This is a genomic window from Arthrobacter sp. 10N44_2 (assembly GCF_056394385.1).
Genome location: NZ_JBFTHT010000013.1, coordinates 13,608 through 30,156, shown reverse-complemented (window position 1 = coordinate 30,156; position 16,549 = coordinate 13,608). Strand labels below are relative to the sequence as shown.

The 16,549-nt window shown below is 68.1% G+C and carries 14 protein-coding genes; 5 read left to right on the top strand and 9 right to left on the bottom strand.

Annotation, left to right across the window (positions count from 1 at the left end; all coding sequences use genetic code 11):
* Positions 1–6 precede the first annotated feature (6 nt).
* The 7 genes from AC1DBX_RS14265 to AC1DBX_RS14235 form a co-directional block, all read right to left on the bottom strand.
* The gene (locus tag AC1DBX_RS14265) at positions 7–954 is read right to left on the bottom strand and encodes an alpha/beta fold hydrolase (RefSeq protein WP_476932033.1); all 948 of its coding nucleotides are present in this window, start codon (positions 952–954) and stop codon (positions 7–9) included.
* A gap of 87 nt (positions 955–1,041) precedes the next feature.
* Positions 1,042–3,852, bottom strand: a complete 2,811-nt coding sequence (locus tag AC1DBX_RS14260; protein ID WP_476932032.1) for a PEP/pyruvate-binding domain-containing protein — start codon at positions 3,850–3,852, stop codon at positions 1,042–1,044.
* Between the two features lie 166 nt (positions 3,853–4,018).
* Positions 4,019–4,336 carry a hypothetical protein gene (locus AC1DBX_RS14255; RefSeq protein WP_079552423.1) on the bottom strand — a complete coding sequence of 106 codons (318 nt, stop codon included), beginning with the start codon at positions 4,334–4,336 and terminating at the stop codon, positions 4,019–4,021.
* A gap of 144 nt (positions 4,337–4,480) precedes the next feature.
* Positions 4,481–5,536, bottom strand: a complete 1,056-nt coding sequence (locus AC1DBX_RS14250) for a zinc-dependent alcohol dehydrogenase family protein (RefSeq protein WP_476851828.1) — start codon at positions 5,534–5,536, stop codon at positions 4,481–4,483.
* A gap of 144 nt (positions 5,537–5,680) precedes the next feature.
* Positions 5,681–6,877: an acetyl-CoA acetyltransferase gene (locus AC1DBX_RS14245; RefSeq protein WP_476932031.1), complete on the bottom strand. Its 1,197-nt coding sequence runs from the start codon at positions 6,875–6,877 to the stop codon at positions 5,681–5,683.
* Positions 6,874–7,554, bottom strand: coding sequence for a CoA transferase subunit B (locus AC1DBX_RS14240; protein WP_476932030.1), 681 nt, complete (start codon positions 7,552–7,554; stop codon positions 6,874–6,876). Before AC1DBX_RS14240 ends, AC1DBX_RS14245 begins: the two co-directional genes overlap by 4 nt.
* A gap of 82 nt (positions 7,555–7,636) precedes the next feature.
* Positions 7,637–8,377 carry a CoA transferase subunit A gene (locus AC1DBX_RS14235; protein ID WP_476932029.1) on the bottom strand — a complete coding sequence of 247 codons (741 nt, stop codon included), beginning with the start codon at positions 8,375–8,377 and terminating at the stop codon, positions 7,637–7,639.
* A 249-nt stretch (positions 8,378–8,626) separates the two neighbouring features.
* Between AC1DBX_RS14235 and AC1DBX_RS14230 the strand changes: the two genes are divergently transcribed.
* Together AC1DBX_RS14230 and AC1DBX_RS14225 are read left to right on the top strand one after the other, a co-directional pair.
* A complete protein-coding gene (locus AC1DBX_RS14230) occupies positions 8,627–9,409 on the top strand; it encodes an IclR family transcriptional regulator (protein WP_476859421.1) in 783 nt (260 codons plus the stop codon).
* Between the two features lie 135 nt (positions 9,410–9,544).
* Positions 9,545–10,450 (top strand): NADP-dependent oxidoreductase, encoded by a 906-nt coding sequence (locus AC1DBX_RS14225; RefSeq protein ID WP_476932028.1) that lies wholly within the window; start codon positions 9,545–9,547, stop codon positions 10,448–10,450.
* Between the two features lie 52 nt (positions 10,451–10,502).
* Here the strand turns inward: AC1DBX_RS14225 and nadE are convergent, their stop codons facing one another.
* Both nadE and AC1DBX_RS14215 read right to left on the bottom strand, forming a co-directional pair.
* Positions 10,503–11,324 (bottom strand): ammonia-dependent NAD(+) synthetase, encoded by an 822-nt coding sequence (gene nadE / locus AC1DBX_RS14220; protein ID WP_476874325.1) that lies wholly within the window; start codon positions 11,322–11,324, stop codon positions 10,503–10,505.
* Between the two features lie 244 nt (positions 11,325–11,568).
* The gene (locus tag AC1DBX_RS14215) at positions 11,569–12,594 is read right to left on the bottom strand and encodes a LacI family DNA-binding transcriptional regulator (RefSeq protein WP_223914562.1); all 1,026 of its coding nucleotides are present in this window, start codon (positions 12,592–12,594) and stop codon (positions 11,569–11,571) included.
* A 206-nt stretch (positions 12,595–12,800) separates the two neighbouring features.
* Between AC1DBX_RS14215 and AC1DBX_RS14210 the strand changes: the two genes are divergently transcribed.
* The 3 genes from AC1DBX_RS14210 to AC1DBX_RS14200 all read left to right on the top strand — a co-directional run bounded on the left by AC1DBX_RS14210 (position 12,801) and on the right by AC1DBX_RS14200 (position 16,544).
* Positions 12,801–13,649, top strand: a complete 849-nt coding sequence (locus tag AC1DBX_RS14210; RefSeq protein ID WP_476932027.1) for a sugar phosphate isomerase/epimerase family protein — start codon at positions 12,801–12,803, stop codon at positions 13,647–13,649.
* Between the two features lie 52 nt (positions 13,650–13,701).
* Positions 13,702–14,709: a Gfo/Idh/MocA family protein gene (locus tag AC1DBX_RS14205; RefSeq protein WP_476932026.1), complete on the top strand. Its 1,008-nt coding sequence runs from the start codon at positions 13,702–13,704 to the stop codon at positions 14,707–14,709.
* 311 nt (positions 14,710–15,020) lie between these two features.
* On the top strand, positions 15,021–16,544 hold the full coding sequence (locus tag AC1DBX_RS14200) for an ABC transporter substrate-binding protein (protein WP_230008163.1): 1,524 nt from the start codon (positions 15,021–15,023) through the stop codon (positions 16,542–16,544).
* The last annotated feature ends 5 nt before the right edge of the window (positions 16,545–16,549 follow it).

The following is a 16,549-nucleotide window of genomic DNA, read 5'->3' as shown; positions in this document are numbered from 1 at the left end:
CTTTCGTCAGGCCGAGACGGTGGCGTCGAAGAGCGCAATCAGGTCCCGGCTGATCTGGTACGGCGAGGTCTCGGACGGGCTGTGGCCCGCGCGGTAGACCGAAATCCGCGCACCGATCGACTGCGCGAAGCTCCGGTGCAACGCCAGCGGCCAGAGGTCGTGTTCGCCGACTGCGACAAGCTTTGGCAGCGTCGCGGCCGCCAGCACCCGCCGCAGATCCGGGGTGTGCTTCATAAGGCCGATGATGTCGACCACCGAGGCGCGGCGCGTGAACGCGAACCGGCTCCTGACGAACCGCAGCCGCTGCGGCGCCACCCGGGCAATATTGCTGCGGATGCCCCAAATCATTAATGCGGTGCGGACCCTGGAGTTGACCCAACAGCTTACCCAGCCAGCCAGGCGCACATAGCGGAGGCTCTGCCCCGGCTCCGGCGGGCAGCTGATGAGGGTCAGGCTGCGGAACTTTTCTGGCCGCTGGACGAACGCCAGTTGGGCAACCACCGCCGCGAAGGAATACCCCACGACGTGCACCGCGCCTTGATCGGTGTCCAGCATTGCCAGGAGATCGTCGCGGAACAGCTCATAGTCGTAGCAGTTCCGGGGCGGAACGAGGTTTTCGGGCCCGGCCTGGGCGGATTCGTACTGCCCGGCGATGTCGCAGCTGAGGACGAAGTATCCGGCCGCGGCGAGCTCGGGCAGCATGAGGATGAAGTCTTCCTTGGAGCCGGTCGCGCCCGGGACTAGCAGGACGCGCGGCTTCCCGGGATCTCCGGCAGCGATCGTCGCCAAGGTCCCGCTCGGTGCCTCGAACTCACCGCGCATCACGCCTGCCGGAAGGACGGCCCAGTCGAAGTCGGGCAACGCGGCGTCCCGGCGGGCGGCATCGTCCACCAGCCCCGAACCAAAGCCCTCGGGAACCGGGCCGCCCTGTGCGTTACTGCCGGCAGACGCCATCTAACTAACATAGCCCCCTGCTGGCGGCGTGGCGGAGGTCCCGCTGCAATTCGAAGGCCCGGCGCCGGCCGGTCCGGAGGTTCACGCTCAGCCAGCCAGGCTGCCGGCGGCCGTCGCAGGGGAGAGCGGGGCATCCACCTGCCGCACCGTTCCGGCCGATCCGTCCACGGTCACCTTCTCACCGGTCCGCAAACGGGTGGTCGCGTCCGGCACGCCCACCACCGCCGGGATGCCGTATTCGCGGGCCACCACGGCGCCGTGCGAGATCACCCCGCCCATTTCCATCACCAGGGCGCCGGCCGTCATGAACAGCGGCGTCCAGCCGGGGTCGGTGGAGGGTGCCACAAGGATTTCCCCGGGCTCAAGGTGCGCGCCCACCGGATCCAGGATGACCCGGACCGTTCCGGTGGCGGTGCCGGCCGACGCCGGTGTCCCGGCGAGGGCGCCGGAAGCGGGGGACTTGGCCATCACGGCCGCCTCGACGTCCGTGCCGTCGGAGAGCAGGAGCCGGGGAATCCGGCGCCGGCGCAGTTCGACGTCGTAGATCCGGCGGCGGCCCGCGACGATGCCCTTGAGGTCGGCACCCCGCAAACCCACACGGACCTCGTCGAATTCCAGGAAATACACATCGTCCGCGGCGGCGATCGCACCGGACCGGGCCAGCTCGATGCCGATCGCGTTGAGCTGGCGGCGCATCTCCGCGAGGGCGAGGACGATGTAGAACTTGGGCAGTTCGCGCAGTCCGGACAACTGGCGGGTCCGGCGCAGGCAGAATTCCACCAGCCGCGCCCGGAGCCGGCTGCGCGCCCCGGTTCGTTCCACAAGGTCGCGGATCCTGGCCTCGGCATGTTCCTCCGCGCGCGCAAACTGCCGGTCGGGAGCCTGTTCGGGGTCCTCCACGTGGAGGTAGTTCGAGATCATCCCGAGGATATGGTCCGGTTTCTCCGACCACCGCGGCATGCCAAGGTCTATCTCCGCCACGGCGCGGTGGCCGTAGCGGTCCAGGAACCCGTGCAGGCCGGTCTGCGCCACCGCGGGCAGCGAGCCGGCCTGGTACAGGGCGGCCAGTTCCCTTGGCCCGTGGGCCAGGAACACCTCCCGGGACGCGGCATGCGCGCCGATGGTGACGGCCAGTTGCCAGAGCTCGAGGTCCATCTCGGTGGTGACATTGTTGGGCAGACCCCGCAACACGGCCTCGAGTTCCCGCGGTGCCGCGATGCCGCGCAGCAGCCTGCGCGCCCCGGCCAGCATGAGGTACCCAACGGACGGTCCGGGCAGCGTCGCCAAGATCAGCCCGTCCACGGTGTTCTCCAGGATGCGCTGGGCGTGATCGAGCCGGCCAAAAGTGGTGGCCGGCTCCGGCAGGACAAGCTCGGATTGAAGGCGATTTCCGTAATCGAAGGCGCGGCGCAGTTCGGCGGACGGCCGCACCGCGGCCCGCGCCAGGGACGGAAGCAGCCGGACCGTCAGGCCCAGGCCGGCCATGGTTCCGGGATCGCGCCCTGCGCTATTGCCCGCTGCGCCGCTGCCAGTCCCCGCCTGTCGGGGGGCCAGCCTGCCCGCTGCACCGTGCCGTGCCCGCCGGGACGGCCGTTTGCGCACGCCGAACCGCGGGTCATCCAGGAGTGCCGGAAAAACCGCGCCGGACCTGCCGTCCGCCAGCGGCAGCATCCGCAGCAGGTAGCGGCGGCCGTACCTGTTGCGCACCATGGGCGTCACGTCGACATACATCCGCAATCCCGGGTTGACGTACCGCCACGGCCCGTTGCGGTTCCGCATTGAGCCCAGCACGGAGAGCCCCATGGGGGTCAGGGGCCTGGTCAGGCCCTGGAGCAAGGTGCCGCACAGGTAGACGCGGGGGTCGGCGTCGGCCCCTGCCTCCGCGCCGAGCGGTTCGGCGGCCGCAGGCTCCGGCAGCGGATACAACGTGGTGATGGGCCGCGACTGGGTCACCCAGATCCTGCCCGCTGCGTCGATCACCCATTCCACATCCTGGGGTGTACCGAACAGCCGCTGGACGGTATCGCCGAGGGCCGTGAGTTCGCTGATCCGGGCGTCGTCCAGGCTCGGCCGCCGCCGGACTGCCGTCCCCTTCGGTGAACGGAGGAGGATGCGTCCCGTGGCCGTATCCACGACGAAATGGTCCGGGTTCACGCTGCCGGAGACCACCGCCTGGCCGGGCCCCGCGCTCGCATCGATGACCGTTTCAGTCCGGGTGCCCGTCACGGGATTGGCGGTGAAGAGCACGCCGGCGCTGGTGGCGGTGATGAGGTCCTGGACGACGACGGCGAGCCCCACCTCACGGTGGCTGATCCCGTTGGCGGCGCGGTAGGCCACGGCCCGTTCGGTCCAGAGTGAGGCCCAGCAGCGCCGGACCGACTCGACCACGGCGTCGGCTCCGGAGATGTTCAGGAAGGAATCCTGCTGGCCGGCGAAGCTGGCGAAGGGCAGGTCCTCGGCGGTGGCGGAGGACCTGACCGCCACTGTGGCCCGGCTGCCGAGCGCGGCATACGCGCCGCGAAGGGCGGCATCGACGTCGGCGGGAATCGGCGCGGTCACGATCATTTCCCGCGCCTGCCGGGCCAGTTCGCCCAGGTCCGGTCCGGGCCGGGCCAACCCGGGGCGGCCTGGCTGGCCGGGGCGGGAGCCGCCGTCGCCTGGTTCGCCGTCGCCTGGTTCGCCGTTGTCTGTTTCGCCGTTGATCGAAGGGCCGGGCCGCGCGGCGTCCAGCCGGGCCGCGAGCGCGTCCAGTTCGGCCGGGGCCGCCTTTCGGTAGGCAACCGTGGTGAGGCAGAATCCGCGGGGTATACGGAATCCGGCGGCCGTGAGTTTGCCGAGGTTCAGGGCCTTTCCGCCCACGAGCGGCAGGGGAGCGGAGCCCAGTGCGCTGAGATCCATGACGAGACTTTCCGGCGCCCTGCCATCTGCAGAACCCATTTCCCTGCTCCCACGTCCTGTCCGCGTCTTCAATCCACGTGGTCACGCCACGTATTCAAGCCGCGGGCGGCCTCCGGGTCCTGAGTCCGGCGGCGCGGCGGCACCTCCGCCAAGCGAGCCTGCCGGCCTACTGGCCGGCGTCGGCCTCGCCGGTGTCTTCCCACATAAGATCCAGGTTGCGGAAGACCGGAGGGCCGTCGCACAGGGCGGCCATCTGCGCGGCGAATTCGGAGGTCTCGGGCCGGTTGGAGTTCTCCATGGCCGACTCGTAGGAGTCGAATTCCACGATCGTGAGGTACGTTCCGGGGCGGTCGCGGTCTGCGGTGGCCATGATGCGGCGGAAGGTCGGGGCAGTGGTTCCCTCCGTCCTGGAGGGCCGGCCGAGTTGCTCGATCTCCTCAATGCGGGAGGTCTGAAATTCGATGATCTGCACGAACCTGGCCATGACGGCTCCCTTGACGGCGGCGGATGCTGATGCGCTTCACGCTAGACCCTCGTCCTTGCCCGTGCAAGGGCGGGAGCTAGCAGTACAGCTAGGCCGGCGCGGGCGACCGCGCGGGTGCAAGCGCGGCCGCCGTCGAGATCCCGGCTAGGGGGTCAGGAGGACCTTGATGGCGCGCCGTTCGTCCATCGCGCGGTAGGCCTCGGGTGCCTCCTCCAGCGGCATGACCGAGTCGAACACGCGGCCCGGATTGATGGTGCCGTTCAGCACGTCCGCCAGCAGTTCCGGGATGTACGTCCGGGCCGGGGCCATGCCGCCGCCGATCGAGATGTTGGTGTCGAACAGGAAGCGCAGCGGGGCTTCGGCGCCGCCGGTGGGGACGCCGACAAAGCCGAGGGCGCCGCCCGGGCGGACGCTGTGCAGGGCCTGTTCCATGGATTCCTTGGTCCCCACGCACTCCAGCACGGAGTCGGCCAGGACGCCGCCGAGCAGTTCGCGGACCTTGGCGACGCCCTCGTCCCCGCGTTCGGCGACGATGTCCGTGGCCCCGAATTCGCGGGCGATCGCCTGGCGGTCGGCGTGCCGTGACATGGCGATGATCCGCTCCGCGCCGAGGCGCTTGGCGGCCAGGACGCCGCAGAGCCCGACGGCGCCGTCGCCGACCACCACGACCGTCCGGCCGGGACCGGCCTTGGCCGCGAGGGCTGCGTGGTGGCCGGTGGCCATGACGTCGGAGAGCGTGAGCAGGCTGGCGCGGAGGGCGTCGTCCGGGTCGGTGACGCCCGGGACCTTGACCAGCGTGGACTCGGCGAGCGGTACGCGCACGGCCTGGCCCTGGCCGCCGTCGATCCCGTGGCCGGTGTCATCCTTGCCGCCCCAGCCGGCGAGGTGGTCGCAGGCCACCGTGACGCCGTCGAGGCACTGCGGGCACGCGCCGCAGCTGACCACGAACGGGGCGATCACGTAGTCGCCCACGGCGAGGTCTTTGATGTCGTCGCCGATGCTTTCGACCGTCCCGATGAACTCGTGCCCGATCGCGGACGGCTTGTGGGTGGGCTTGACCCCGCGGTACGGCCAGAGGTCCGAGCCGCAGACGCAGGAGGCGGTGACCTTCACGATGACGTCGGTGGGCAGCTGGAGGGTGGGGTAGTCGCGGTCTTCGACTCGGATGTCGCCGGGACCGTGGATGATGGTGGCGCGCATGGGTGCTCCTCGCATTGTGGTGGATGGGCTGGGAACGAGTTTAGTCCCGTGGCATGCCGGCCACGCAGGCGAGGACAAGCAACGCGGGGTCAGATACGGCCCATCAAGCCGCCCGGCATGGGCTGTATCTGACCCCGCGTTGCTTTAGAGGGCTTCGAGCACGCTGACGTAGTTGGCGATGCCCACGCCGCCCATGTTCTGCACCGCGGCCCGGCGCGGGTTGGCCAGCTGCATGTCGCCGGCGGTCCCGGTGAGCTGCATGGCGGCGATGACGTGCTGGGAGACGCCGGTGGCGCCGACGGGGTGGCCCTTGGCCTTGAGCCCGCCCGATACGTTGACCGGCAGCTTGCCGTCCTTGAAGACCCAGCCTTCTTCCAGCGCCCGGGCGCCCTGGCCGCGTTCGGTCAGCCCCATGGCCTCGTACATGAGCAGTTCGGCAATGGTGAAGCAGTCGTGGACTTCCGCGAAGTCGAGCTCCTCCAGCCCGACGCCGGCCATCCCCAGGGCCCGCTGCCAGGAGGCGCGTGTGGCGGCGAATTCGGTCGGGTCCCGGCGCTCGGCGGGGAAGAAATCATTCGCCTGGCCGAAGCCGGCGAGCCGCACCGGGGCGGTTGCCCCGCCGGCAGGGGCAACGCTGAGGACGACGGCGGCGGCGCCGTCGGAGACGGGGGAGCAGTCGGTGCGGCGCAGCGGATCGGCCACCATCGGGTTCTTGTCCGAGACGGTGCGGCAGAACTCCTCGCCGAGGTCCTTGCGGAGCTGGGCGTAGGGGTTGTCGACGCCGTTGCGGTGGTTCTTCGCCGCGATGGTGCCCAGGACGTCGCCGAGCTTTCCGTTGCCGTCGCCATAGCGCTTGCCGTAGTGCTTCGCGACCTCCGCGAAGAGCCCGGTGAACCCGGTGGTGGAGGCCTTGCCGGCCATGTCGTAGTCCGCGCCGAGCAGGGCCGCGCCCACGACGTCGGCCCCGGCGTGGGTCATCTTTTCGGCGCCGATCACCAGGACGGTCTTCGCGGTGCCGGCAAGCAGGGACTTGGTGCCCTGCTGGAATGCGGCCGAGCCGGAGGCGCAGGCGTTCTCCACCCGAGTGGAGGGAACGTTGGCCAGTTGATCCGAGACCTGCAGTGCGAGGGAGGACGGGAAGGCCAGCGGCATCATGCCGGAGTTGAACTGGCCGAGGTAGATCTCATCGATCTGGCCGGGCTCGATCCCGGCGTTGCCGATCGCCTCGGTGGCGACCTGCACGATCAGGGACTCCAGGGTTTCTTCGCTCAGCTTGCCGAACCGGCTGTGGCCCCAGCCGGTGAGCAGGACGTCCTTGCCGAACTGGTCTTTGAGGCTCATGCCGTCGCTCCTTCAAATTCGAGCGCGACATCGAAGTCGGCTTCGGTCTTTTCGCGGATTTCCTCCACGGTGACGCCGGGCGCGAGGCGCGTGAGCGTGAGCTTCCGCCCGCCGCCTGCTTTGTGTTCATTCTGCACAAGGTCGAAGACCGCGAGGTCGCTGATGATGCGGTCCACGCAGCTGAGCCCGGTGAGCGGCAGCGTGCATTCCTTGACGATCTTGGCGCTGCCGTCCTTGGCGTTGTGCTCGGTCAGGACCACGACGCGCGGGGTGCCGGCCACGAGGTCCATGGCGCCTCCCATGCCCTTGACCATCTTGCCGGGGATGGTCCAGTTGGCGAGGTCGCCGTTCCCGGAGACCTGCATGGCGCCGAGGATCGCGACCTTCACGTGGCCGCCGCGGATCATGCCGAAGGACGTCGCGGAGTCGAAGATGCTGCCGCCGGGCAGGACCGTGACGGTCTGCTTGCCGGCGTTGATCAGGTCCGCGTCTTCCTCGCCCTCGAAGGGGAACGGGCCCATGCCGAGGAGGCCGTTCTCGCTCTGCAGGACAACGCGGACGCCGTCGGGCAGGTTGTTGGCCACCAGCGTGGGGATGCCGATGCCAAGGTTGACGTAGTCGCCGTCGTTCAGTTCTTCGGCCGCGATTGCGGCCATTTCATCTCGGGTCCAGGCCATGGTGGTTCTCCTTGGAAAGTCAGGGTGCAAAGGGTGGGACGCCAACGCCGGCGCGCCCGGGGTGGGCGGCGCTCGGGCCGGATTAGACGGTGACGGCGGAGGCGGCCTGCGCCGCCGCCGCTGCGGGCCGCGGGCGGACGGTGCGCTGTTCGATGTCCTTGACGCGGCCGCTGGCCTGGACCAGGCGCTGGACGAACACTCCGGGGGTGATGATGTGGTTCGGGTCCAGCTGGCCGGGCTCGACGATCACTTCGGCCTCGGCGACCGTCACGGCTCCGGCGGTAGCCACCACCGGATTGAAGTTCTGCGCGGTGTACCGGTAGATCAGGTTGCCGTCGGTGTCGGCCGTGTGGGCGTGAACCAGGGCGACGTCGGCCTTGATGGCGCGCTCCTGGACATAGGTCTCGCCGTCGAACTCCGCCAGCGGCTTGCCTTCGGCGACGAGGGTGCCCACGCCGGTCTTCGTGTAGAACGCCGGGATGCCGGCGCCGCCGGCGCGCAGCCGCTCAGCAAGGGTGCCCTGCGGGGTGAACTCCACCTCCAGTTGGCCGGCGAGGTACTGCTCGGCGAAGAGCTTGTTTTCCCCAACGTAGGACGCGATGACCTTACGGACCTGGCCGCCTTCGATCAGGACCCCGAGGCCCTTGCCGTCCACGCCCATGTTGTTGGAGACGACCGTCAGGTCCTTCACCCCGGAGTCCCGCACCGCCTCGATCAGGTCAGCGGGGATCCCGCTGAGCCCGAAACCGCCGACGGCGAGCGTCATGCCGTCGCGCAGTACGTCCTGCAAAGCGGCCGCTGCCCCGGATTTCACCTTTGACATTGCATCTCCTCATTGAGCTCGTCTTGCTGTCCACCCCGGCAATCCACTTTGTGGACTCCATGTCTGAAGAAGGAGCCTATGGTGTGTCACGGACCACTGTCAACGTGGATTTTCCCCGCTAACTGGCGAAGTTTACAGTGTGGACGCTACCCTTGGGACTATCCATTATGTGGATAGCTGATGGCAAAATTGGGTAAAAGCAACGTGGGTGACAGCATCATTCAGTTCCGGGCCGACGTGAGGCAAGCAATGAATACAACCCCCGTCCAGGGCGCCCAGGTGGTCAGCCGGGCAGCCGGCCTGCTGCGCCTGGTCGGCCGGAAGCCGGAGGGCTGCCCCCTGGTGGAGCTCGTGCGCGAATCCGGCCTGACGCGGCCCACCGTGCACCGGCTGCTGAGCTCGCTCGCGGCCGAGGGGCTGCTGGACCAGGACCCGGGCAGCGGCAACTGGGTCCTGGGCCCCGAGATCCTGTTGCTGGGGTCCGTGGCCTCGGCGCGCTTCCCCCTGGAGGATCTCGCGAGGCCGAGCCTGCGCCGCCTGGCCGAAGAGACCGGCGAAAGCGCGTTCTTCTCCATCCGCCGCGGCAACGAGACCGTGTGCCTGCTCCGGGAAGAAGGCAGCTTCCCGGTCCGTTCCTTCGTGCTGCACGAGGGGGTGCGGTTCCCGCTGGGCGTCGCCTCGGCCGGCACCGCCATCATGGCCTTCCTGCCGGCACAAGAGCAGGAAGAACTGCTCGCCAACTGGGCAGCCCATGCCGGCAGCTTTGCGGCCGCGCATACCGCAGCACTGGTCAGGGCGAACCTGGAAGCGACGCGGCAGGCCGGCTATTCGGTCAATCCTGGCCTGGTCCTGGAAGGCAGCTGGGGGATGGGTGCGGCGGTCTTCGACCAGCGGGGCCGCCCCGCCTGGGCGCTGTCCCTGACCGGCATCGAACCGCGCTTCCGGGAGGACCGGCGTCCGCAGCTGGGGCGGCTGCTCCTGGAAGAAGCGCACCGGATCTCCACGCTGCTGACCCGCTCGCCAGGCGCCTGACCCTCGTCACGGCCCCGGTTCGGCTCAGGCTGCCTCGGACAATTCAACTTGCCGGGCGACCCTTGCGCAGCCGCCGCTTGTGCCAGAAGCTGGCAGCACAGGCCGCAGCGCGTCGAGCCGAAGGAGCAAAGCCTCATGAAAGACACCAAGATCTCTTTCGATCACTATGGCAGCCCGGACGTCGTCACCGTTGGCGAGGAGAAACCGCCGGTTCCGGGGGAGAACGAGGTCCAGGTGGGAATCCGCGCCGTCGGCGTCAACCCGGTGGACTGGAAAGTCGTCGCCGGCTACCTGGAGCCGTACCTTGCCCTGGACTTCCCTGCAGTTCCCGGCTGTGAGGCGGCAGGAATCGTGACCGCCGTTGGCCCCGGCGTGACCGGCTATGAGGTGGGTGACGACGTCATCTGGAATGGCATTTCCGGGGCCTACCGTGCCGTGGCCAATTTTCCGGTCGACCAGCTGACGCCAAAGCCCGCGGGCATCGATTTTGAGCAGGCGGCATGCGTCGCGATAGCTGGCGGCACAGCGTATTCGGCGCTGGTTCAGCTTGGCATTGGCATGGGGGACACGGTCCTCATCCAGGGCGCAGCGGGCGGGGTCGGCTCGGCGGCGGTCCAGATAGCACGGCACCTCGGCGCCCGTACCATCGGCACCGCTTCAGAGCAGAACCACGACTACTTGCGCGGCCTCGGCGCCGTGCCTGTGGCCTATGGCGAAGGGCTCGTCGAACGCGTCCGCGCACTGGGCACCATCACCGCCGTCGTGGACACCTTTGGCGGGGAGGAGACGACGACGGCGACGGTCCATTTGCTCGGCGGCCACGGCCCCGCGGTGACCACAGTGCCTGGAAAGGAGGCCAACGCCGCCGGAATTGCACCGGTCAGGCTGCTGGACGGACGGGTAGCGGAGGCGGCCCGGCTGTCGGCCGGGGGAAAGCTCCGCTTCAGCATCCAGGAGCGGATTCCCCTCACCGATGCGGCCCGGGCATTGGTCATCAGCCGCGCAGGCCATGTCCGGGGCAAACTCGTGCTGATCCCGTGATTGGACCCCCGCGGGGCGAGCCTGCAGCCCGGCCCGGGGCTCTCGGCTCAGGCTATTTCCACCAGGTGTCGAAAATCGTCACCGGGACCGTGCGCTTGTGGCGGGTCCGCAGGTACATCGCCTCGATCCGTTCGGCAGCGGCATCGGGTACGTCACGGCCCTCGAGGTAGTCATCGATCAGGTCGTAGCCCAGGCCGAGTTCGTCCTCGTCGGTGCGGCCCGGCTTGCCGTCCAGCAGATCCGCCGTCGGAACCTTTTCCCAGATCCGGGCCGGTGCGCCGAGTTCCGCCAGCAGGGCGCGGTTCTGGCGCTTGTTAAGGCCGAACAGCGGCAGGATGTCCGCGCCGCCGTCGCCGAACTTGGTGAAGAACCCCGTGACGGACTCGGCGCCGTGATCCGTGCCGATCACCAGGTAGTTGTGCTCGCCGGCCAGGGCGTACTGGGCAATCATCCGGGTCCGGGCCTTGGTGTTGCCCTTGTGGAAATCGGAGATCTCCGCGCCCACGGTCTTCTCGAACTCGTCCTCGAAGCCATCTACTGCCGCCGAGATGTTGAATGTCCATTCGGTCTTGGCTCGCACGAAGTCCAGGGCCGCCTGCGCGTCGTCCTCGTCATGCTGGACGCCGTAGGGCAGCCGCACGGCCACGAAGTTCGCCTCGGTGCCCTCGGCCTCGAGTTCCTCGACCGCCAGCTGGGCCAGCCGCCCGGCCAGGGAGGAGTCCAGGCCGCCCGAGATGCCCAGGACGAAGCCCTTGGTGTGGGTGGCCGCCAAGTATTCCTTCAGGAACGTCACGCGTTTGCGCACCTCCCCGGCAGGGTCGATCCGGGGCTGCACGCCCATTTCCTCGATGATCTTCGCCTGGAGTTCACGCATGCCTCACAGCCTAGTCAGCGGTGTCAACAACGCTCAACTATTGCGTCCGGACCGGCGGCTGACGGGCGGATCCGGCGTCGAAATGGCTTCGGTTCCGGACGGCGGCTACGGTTTCGGACCGTTGCGACTTAGATCCCAGGTGCGCCGGTCCGAATTCGGCGCCCCTGTCCGGAACCGCTGCGAAAACCGCACCGCCGGCCGACGCCTGCCCGGTCCTGACTGGGCACCGGCCCGGACGCCGGGCCTATTGAGCCTGCCGCACCGGACCGGTGGAGCCGCGGACCGTGAGATGGGTGGGCATCACGGACCGGCTTCGGGTGCCACCGCCGGCGAGCGGGTTCAGCTGGGCCAGCAGCATGGACACCGCCACGCGGCCGGCCTGCTCGATCGGGGAGGCCATGGTGGACAGCGGCGGATTGCAGAAGTCGGCGCCAAAGATGTCGTCGCAGCCCACAATGCTCATGTCCTGCGGGACGCGGATGCCGCGTTCGCGAAGGCGCTGGAGCATGCCGATGGCGATGAGGTCGTTGAACGCGAGGCAGGCGGTGACCCCGCTGTGGACGGCGGCGTCCGCGGCTGCCGCGCCGGACTGTGTCTTGGGGGCGAACGGACCGAGCCGGCGCACCTCCACGCCGCGTTCCTCGGCTGCCACGGACAGCGCGGTCCACCGCCGTTCGCTGGACTGCGACGTCGTCGGGCCGGCCACATAGGCCACCCGGGTGTGCCCCAGCGAGATCAGGTGGTCCAGCGCCTGGCTGGTGCCGGATGGGGTGTCGATCAGGACCGCGGGAACGCCGGGCACGTCACGGTTGATCGCGACCATGGGCATCTTCGCCGCCGCGTTCAGCAGAGCTTCGTCGCTGAGCCGGGATGCGGCAACGATGATGCCGTCGGCGCTCTTGCGCAGCTGCTCCACGGTGCTGGCCTCCACCTCGTCGGATTCTTCCGTGTCCACCAGCAACTGGGTGTACCCGGCCGCCTTGAGCTGGAGCTGAGTTCCCCTGATGAGGTCGAAGTAGAACGGGTTGGTGATATCCGGAACCAGGACTCCCACCGCGCCCGTGCGCCCGGAACTCAGCGCCTTCGCCTGGCTGTTGGGTGTGTAGTGCAGCCGGGCCGCGGCCGCCTCGATCCGCTGCCGTGTCCTGATGTTGACCCGGTCCGGCGTGGAGAGGGCACGGGAAACCGTGGAGGCCGCCACGCCACAGAGCGCGGCGATGTCATGGATGGTGGCCGGGCGGTCCACTGCTGCTGGTTGCGTCGTCGCCACGGCGCTCCTCTCTGAACGTGGTGGCCGGGCTGTGATTGCCGCCACAGGGCCGGTCAGCAAAGCATGCCACAGATTGTCAGAATTTGGCAACCGGTTGTCATTTGAGTGCGGTGATGGCTAGACTGGGGCCCACATCGTTTGTGAACTGCGTCACCGCGCCGGAGCCGGAAGCTGCCCGCGGCGGCCGCGAAACCCAGGAGATCCGCGTGAGCAAAACACCACCCGCAGTCTGGTCGCTGTCAGGCTTCGGCGACGAAATAGATCCGGACCCGGCAGTTCAGGCCGCCGTGCTCCTGGCGCTGGGCGCAAGCCACATCGAGGTCCGCAGCGCCTGGGGCACCAACGTCTCCGAGATGCAGCCCGCGCAGGTTGCCCGGCTCAAGGAAATCCTGGATGAAAAGGGCCTCAAGGTCTCGGCCGTGGCCAGCCCCATCGGGAAGGTGGACGTGAGCCTGCCGGTGGAGCACGAGCTGGCACGGCTCCGGCAGATCATCTCAGTGGCCAGGGGGCTGGATACACAATACGTCCGCATTTTCTCCTTCTTCCGGGCCGAAGGGCGCAGCGCGGAAGACATCCGCGAGGACGTCCTGGCCCGTATGGGCGCGCTGGCGGCGCTCGCCGCGGAATCCGGCGTCGTGCTCCTGCACGAAAACGAAAAGGGCATCTATGGCGATACCCCGCAGCGCGTGCTGGACATCATGGAATCCGTGAACTCGCCCGCGCTCCGCATCGCGTGGGACAACGCCAACTTCGTCCAGGTGGGCGTCAAGCCCTACACCGAGGGCTACGCCATGTTGCGCCCCTACCTCGAGTACTTCCAGGTCAAGGACGCGCTCGCCACCACCGGGGAAGTGGTCCCCTCCGGTGAGGGCGACGGCGAGCTCGACGCCACCATCGCCGCCCTCAAGGCGGATGGTTACGCCGGCTTCGCCTCGCTGGAACCCCACCTGGCCAGCGCCCACGAACTCGGCGGCTTCTCGGGCCCGGCGGCCTTCGGCACCGCGGCCCGCGCCTTTGCCGCGCTGGCCGCGAAAAACCAGATCGAACTCGTGTAATCGGCCTTCTTTAGCAGGCATGCACCACCACTAGGGAAAGAGGGAACTCCGGATGCCAAAGGCGGCAATCATCGGCTGCGGCGACGTGTCGGTCGTTCACTTTGAAGCACTTGCAGGGATGGACGACGCCGAATTGGTGGCCGTCTGTGACCCGGATCCGGCACGCCGGGCGGCGGCGCAGGAGGCCCACGGCGTCCCCGGCTTCGCGGACTACCGCGACATGCTGGAGGTGGCAGCTCCCGACGTCGTGCACATCACCACCCCGCATCACGAACACGCGGCGATCGCGATCGAATGCCTGCGCCGCGGGGTCCACGTGGTGCTGGAAAAGCCCCTGGCGCACACCCTGGCCGAGGGCGAAAGGCTGCTGGCCGCGGCTGCCGACAGCACGGCGAAAATTGCCCTGTGTTTCCAGAACCGCTACAACGCCCCGGTGCAGGAAATGCGCCGGCTGCTGGACTCCGGCGAGCTGGGCCAGGTGCGGGGGGCCTCGGCCACGGTCATGTGGCACCGCAATGCCGATTACTACCTCAGCCGGCCCTGGCGCGGAAGCTGGGCCGAGGGCGGCGGCGGGCTGATGATGAACCAGGCCATCCACACCGTTGACCTGCTGCAATGGCTGGTGGGCGACGTCGTCGCGCTCGCCGGCAGCGCCTCGACCCATGTGCTGGCAGAAACCATCGAGGTGGAGGACACGGCGGAGTTCGCCGCACTGCACAGCAGCGGGGCCCGCTCCGTCTTCTACGCCACCCTGGCCAACGCCGTCAACGCACCGGTCACGCTGGACATCAGCACCGAGCGGGCAACATTGAGCCTGCGCCGGGACCTGACAGTCACTTACGACGACGGGCGCAGCGAGGTGTTGCGTGAACGCGCCAAGGGATCGGGCGGCCGGTCCTACTGGGGCGTTTCGCATGCCCTGCTGATCGCAGATTTCTATGCCGGGCTGGCGCAACCGGGCCCGTTCTGGATTGACGCCGCCGAAGGGGCTAAGTCGCTGCGGATCGTGAAGGACCTCTACCGCCAGTCCTACCCCGGCTCTGAGGAAAAAGTGTCCTGACCGAAGCCGCCGCCGCGACCGTGCGCGGCCATGCGCGGACTTCCGTTGCGCTGCTTGTGCACTCCGCTGCGAACGTCGTGCTTGCCCAGTACGTGCGCCCCTCAGGCGCGCCGCGCTGCGTCTCCGTCCGGTGCCGTCGTAGTGCTTGGCCACGCCCGGATTCGCAATAATTCAAAAAATAATGACAACCGGTTGCCAGATGTGGCAACCCAACGTACGCTGAACCCACAAGCAGCGGTGTGGCCCAAGCCACATTGCCGCCATCAACGTCCGTGCAGCGGACCTCGAGAAGCGATCCAAAGGAGCCAACAATGAAGTTCGGTCCCAAGGCAGCAGCTGCTGCCCTCATCCTCAGCGCATCCCTCGCGCTCACCGCCTGTGGCGGCGGCGCCGCAGCAGGCGGCGCAGGCACCACAGCCACGTCCCTCACGCTCGGCACCATCCAGGATGTCCGGTCCTGGGATCCGGCCCAGGCCCATGTGGGCCATATCCTCCAGCCGTACCAGGCCGTCTACGACACCCTGATCCTGCGCGAGCCGGACGGAAAGCTCAGCCCCATGCTGGCGACGGCCTGGAAGTACAACGCAGCAAACACCAAACTGACGGTGGACCTGCGCTCGGACGTCACCTTCAGCGACGGAGCAAAGTTCGACGCCGAGGCTGCCAAGGCCAACATGGACCACTTCAAGACGGCCAATGGTCCGCAGATGGCCCAGCTCAATGCCGTCAAGGACGTGGCCGTTGTGGACGCCGATACCATCGACATCAACCTCAGCACCCCGGACCCGGCCCTCGAGTACTTCCTCAGCCAGGCGGCCGGCCTGATGGGCAGCCCCAAGGCGCTCGGCACCGAGGGCATCAAGACCGAGCCGGTGGGCTCCGGGCCCTACGTGATGGACAAGGCCGCGTCGGTCAAGGACTCCCAGACCGTGTTCACCGCCCGGAAGGACTACTGGAACAAGGATCTGCAGAAGTACTCCAAGCTGACCTTCAAGATCCTGACCGACCCCACCGCCCGCACCAACGCCCTGGTCTCCGGCCAGGTGGACGCCACACTCCTGGACCCCAAGAACGGCAAGCAGGCCGAAGGCGCCAAGATGAAGCTGGCCGCCAACGAGGTGGACTGGCAGGGGCTGCTCCTCCTGGACCGTGACGGTGCCAAGAACCCCGCACTGCAGAACGTCAAGGTCCGCCAGGCCATCAACTACGCCTTTGACCGCAAGACCATCCTCGACCAGGTCCTGTTGGGCCAGGGCACCCCGACGTCCCAGCCGTTCGGCAAGGCCAGCGGCGCCTGGACCGAAGAACTGGAGAACTACTACAGCTACGATCCGGCCAAGGCCAAGCAGCTCCTCAAGGAAGCCGGCTATGAAAACGGCGTGACCCTGGAAGTCCCCAGCATCCCCGACTTCCAGACTCAGATTTCCGTGGTCCAGCAGCAGCTGGCAGACGTCGGTATCACCCTGAAGATTGGCGCCGCGCTCACCAACACCTTCACCTCCGATGTGGCTGGACAGAAGTACACCACCATGTACTTCTCCCTCTTCCAAGGCCAGCCGACAGTTGCCATCAACCAGATCATCTCCACCAAGGCGCTCTACAACCCGTTCAAGAACGCGTCGCCGGAGCTCGACGCCAAGATTGACGCCGTGCGCAACGGCGGGGCTGACGCGGGCAAGCTGGCCCAGGAAGTGAACAAGTACGTGGTGGAGCAGGCCTGGTTCGCGCCGCTGTTCCGCGTCAACCAGATGTACTACCACAACGCCAAGGTCGACGTCACACCCCAGATCCAGCAGGCCGTTCCGTCCATTTACAACTACTCACCCGCCAAGTAGGACAC